The sequence below is a fragment of the Peptoniphilus sp. genome (assembly GCF_050943655.1).
In the GTDB taxonomy this organism is placed as follows: Bacteria; Bacillota; Clostridia; order Tissierellales; family Peptoniphilaceae; genus Peptoniphilus_A.
This window is the reverse complement of the sequence record NZ_JBMNPQ010000098.1, coordinates 1-4035: the sequence shown is the minus strand read 5'-3', so window position 1 is coordinate 4035 and position 4035 is coordinate 1. Positions and strand designations below refer to the sequence as shown.

The window sequence follows — 4035 nt, the reverse complement described above, 5'->3', positions numbered from 1 at the left end:
ATTGGTTTATCTATGCCGGTATTCTGGCTGGGGCTATTACTTATTATGTTATTCTCGGTAAAGCTCGGCTTGCTTCCATCTTCAGGATTTTCAACTCCTGCACATATGATACTTCCATGTTTGGCACTTGGACTTCAACAAGTGGCAGTTATTACGAGAATGACAAGATCTTCAATGCTTGAAGTTATTAGACAAGATTTTATCAATACAGCAAGGGCAAAGGGACAAAGAGAAAAGGTTGTAATTTTGCACCACGCTCTTAAAAATGCTCTTATTCCTGTAATCACAGTTGTAGGTTTATCTTTTGGACAACTTATGGCTGGAGCACTTATGACAGAAGTAATTTTTTCAATTCCTGGAATAGGAAGACTTATGGTTGACTCTATTAAGATGAGAGATACTCCAATGGTACTTGGTTGCGTACTATTCGTTGCAATAACTTTCTCAATAGTAAACTTAATCGTTGACCTTGTATATACTTTCGTAGATCCAAGAATTAAGACTAAATACGTATAAGGAGGGATCACATGAAAGACATAAAAGATGTAAATACAGATATCGAAGTGAAATCAGAAGAGATCCCTTCAGCTGATCCAGTTATCGCACAGGCAATCGAAAACGAGCACCAAAAGAGGGGCCGCTTTAGAAATGCCAAAGATATCTGGATAAGAATGAAAAGAAACAAGCTTGCCATGGTAGGGCTTGCTATTATAATAATACTATTTTTAATCGCAATATTTGCCGATGCAATTGCACCTTATGGATTTGCACAGCAAGATCTTTCTAACCAATTTGCTAAACCATCTAGTGAGCATATTTTTGGTACTGACGACCTTGGACGTGATATATTCTCAAGAGTTGTATATGGATCAAGAATTTCACTTAAAGTAGGTTTTATATCAGTTGGTATAGCTCTTATTGTTGGTACAACAATTGGCGCTGTTACTGGATATTATGGTGGAAAAGTTGACAATATTCTAATGAGATTTATTGATATACTTCAATCTATTCCAGATACACTTCTTGCTATTGCAATCTTAGCAGCACTTGGACCTGGACTTGCAAACTTAATGATTGCCGTTGGTATTGCTGCCATACCAGGGTATGCGAGAATAGTTAGGTCATCGGTACTTTCTATTCGAGATATGGAATTTATTGAAGCTGCAAAAGCTGCAGGTTCTTCAAATGCGAGAATAATTTTTAAACACATTATTCCAAACTGTCTTGCTCCAATAATCGTTCAAGCAACTCTTGGTGTTGCCTATGCAATACTAAATGCTGCAGGACTTTCATTTATCGGACTTGGACTAGAACCTCCAACTCCTGAATGGGGAGCAATGTTATCAGGCGGAAGAACATTTATTAGGGACTATCCACACCTTACAATATTCCCTGGACTTGCAATAGTAATTACAATATTTGCACTTAACGTGCTTGGCGACGGTTTAAGAGACGCTCTTGACCCTAAACTTAAGAGATAGGAGGTAGTAGTATATGGAAAATTTATTGACAATAAAAAATTTAACTGTTGAATATATTACAGACTCCGGAAAAGTAAATGCCGTAAATAATCTTAATATGAAGGTTGGAGTTAGAGAGACAGTTGGCTTTGTTGGAGAAACTGGTGCAGGAAAAACTACAACTGCAATGGCAATAATGAAACTTATACAGTCTCCACCGGGATATATTAAAAGTGGAGAGATTTATCTTGACGGACAAAATCTTTTTGAAGTAAAGGAAAAAGACATGTTCAATATCAGAGGAGACAAAGTTTCCATGATATTCCAAGACCCAATGACTTCACTAAATCCAATAATGACTATTGGAGATCAAATAAAAGAAGTAATAGAACTTCACCAAAATGTAACTAAAGATGAGCTAGAAGAAAAGACTAAGGAGATGCTTAGCCTTGTAGGTATAAGACCTGAGAGAATTAATGACTATCCTCATGAATTCTCAGGCGGTATGAAACAAAGAGTTGTAATTGCAATGGCTCTTGCTTGTAACCCAGAGCTTATAATTGCAGACGAACCTACAACTGCCCTTGATGTAACAATTCAGGCACAAGTATTGGAGCTAATGAAGGACTTAAAGGAAAAATACAATACTTCTATGATTTTAATTACTCACGACCTTGGAGTAGTTGCAGAAACTTGCGACAAAGTCTGCGTAATTTATGCAGGATCAATTGTTGAAGACTCTGGCGTAGAAGATATTTATGAAAATCCACTTCATCCTTACACAGTTGGACTTTTCGACTCCATACCATCTCTTGATGAAGATGTGGATAGACTTACTGTAATACCTGGTGCGACTCCAGACCCTTCAAACCTTCCAGATGGTTGCAGATTCCATCCAAGATGCAAGAAGTGCATGGATATATGTAAGACTAAATATCCTGAAATGAGAGAAGTTAAACCGGGACACTTTGTAGCTTGTCACCTTTATGACGCAGTGGGTGAGGTGAAAAACAATGCATAATGAATCATTAATTTCAGTAAAAAATGTAAAAAAATATTTCAATGTAAAGGCCGGAACTCTTCGTGCAGTTGATGATGTTTCTTTTGATATAAAAAAGGGAGAGACACTTGGACTTGTAGGAGAGAGTGGTTGCGGAAAGTCTACAGTTGGAAGAACTATTATAAGACTTCACGAGCCGACTGCAGGCGACATTATATTAAATGGAAAATCTATTTTGGAATATAAATCTAGACAAGAGATGAAAGAGCTTCGTCAAAAGATGCAAATAGTTTTCCAAGACCCTTACTCTTCACTAAACCCTAGAATGAGTACCTACGACTTAATCGCAGAGCCTCTTAGAGTAAATGGTAATGTAAAAAAAGAAGATATTGAAGACACAGTATATGAAATGATGCGCACAGTTGGTCTTGAAGATAGACTTGCAGATTCTTATCCACACGAACTTGATGGAGGAAGAAGACAAAGAATAGGTATAGCTCGTGCACTAATACTAAAGCCAGAGTTCATCGTAATGGACGAACCAGTATCTGCACTTGACGTATCAATTCAGGCTCAAGTACTAAACTTACTTGATAGAATTCAAGATGAGTTTGAACTGACTTATCTATTTATATCTCACGACCTTTCAGTAGTAAGACACATTAGCGACAGAATCGCTGTAATGTATCTTGGAAAAATTGTTGAGATTACGGACTACAATTCAATATTCTTAAGTCCGCTTCATCCATATACACAGGCGCTTCTATCAGCGATACCAATTCCAAAATATGGATACGAGAGGGAGAGAATATTCCTAGAAGGAGATGTTCCTTCACCAATAAATCCAAAGCCAGGTTGCCGCTTTGCAGGCAGATGTTCAAAGTGCATGGAAATCTGTAAAGAAGAGATGCCAGAACTAAGAAAAATAAAACCTGGACACTTTGTAGCTTGTCATTTATATGACTGATTTAATTAAAAATTTATAAATTTTAAAAAATCTTATACTTTATCCCCGCGGGTAATTTATAAGATTTTTTATTGCATAAATTTAAATTAAAAGATTTTGTCGCGTCAATTGAATATTATTTTTTTGAAAGAATTAAACTAAAGACCCTTGCAGTTAAAATAAGATTTGAGGCTCTAGTGCGGAAAAATTATTCCTAAGACTCTAAATCAATATGTGCTATAGACTAAAAATTATATAAATGTCTTTGTTGTAGGGCGTGCTTTACATTTAAAAATTTTAAATTTTGAGATAAACTCTTCCGATTTATTATAAAATTTAAAGATAAAGATTAAAATTATAAATAGTTTGTGAATTATTATTAATATTTGTGGATAGATTTTTAAAATTTTTTGTGATCCTTATTTAAATAATAAGAAGAATTATATTTTTGTGGATAAAAATAAAATATTATTGATGAATATTAATGACATAAGAAATGAAATAACTGGTGAATAAAGAGTGATTGTAAAGACTCGAGAATCATAGCGATAATTAAATTATAAATGCAATTTGTTTTATAAGAAAAACCAAAAGAGATTATAAAAATTTTAAAGGCAAGTAATAAAAAA

The 4035-nt window shown here is 34.8% G+C and carries 4 protein-coding genes; all 4 read left to right on the top strand.

The annotated features are described in order from the left end of the window. On the top strand, window positions 1–516 hold a 516-nt coding region (locus tag ACOX6R_RS07395; protein ID WP_433448805.1), incomplete at its 5' end, for an ABC transporter permease. 11 nt (window positions 517–527) lie between these two features. Further along, window positions 528–1481, top strand: coding sequence for a nickel transporter permease (nikC, locus tag ACOX6R_RS07390; protein WP_433448803.1), 954 nt, complete (start codon window positions 528–530; stop codon window positions 1479–1481). 13 nt (window positions 1482–1494) lie between these two features. Beyond that, the gene (locus ACOX6R_RS07385) at window positions 1495–2481 is read left to right on the top strand and encodes an ABC transporter ATP-binding protein (RefSeq protein WP_433448801.1); all 987 of its coding nucleotides are present in this window, start codon (window positions 1495–1497) and stop codon (window positions 2479–2481) included. Next, the gene (locus ACOX6R_RS07380; protein ID WP_433448799.1) at window positions 2474–3427 is read left to right on the top strand and encodes an ABC transporter ATP-binding protein; all 954 of its coding nucleotides are present in this window, start codon (window positions 2474–2476) and stop codon (window positions 3425–3427) included. Before ACOX6R_RS07385 ends, ACOX6R_RS07380 begins: the two co-directional genes overlap by 8 nt. The last annotated feature ends 608 nt before the right edge of the window (window positions 3428–4035 follow it).

Coding starts and splice junctions, on each gene's coding strand:
- ACOX6R_RS07385 (WP_433448801.1), top strand. CDS start 1,495: ATGGAAAATTTATTGACAATAAAAAATTTAACTGTTGAATATATTACA.
- nikC (WP_433448803.1), top strand. CDS start 528: ATGAAAGACATAAAAGATGTAAATACAGATATCGAAGTGAAATCAGAA.
- ACOX6R_RS07380 (WP_433448799.1), top strand. CDS start 2,474: ATGCATAATGAATCATTAATTTCAGTAAAAAATGTAAAAAAATATTTC.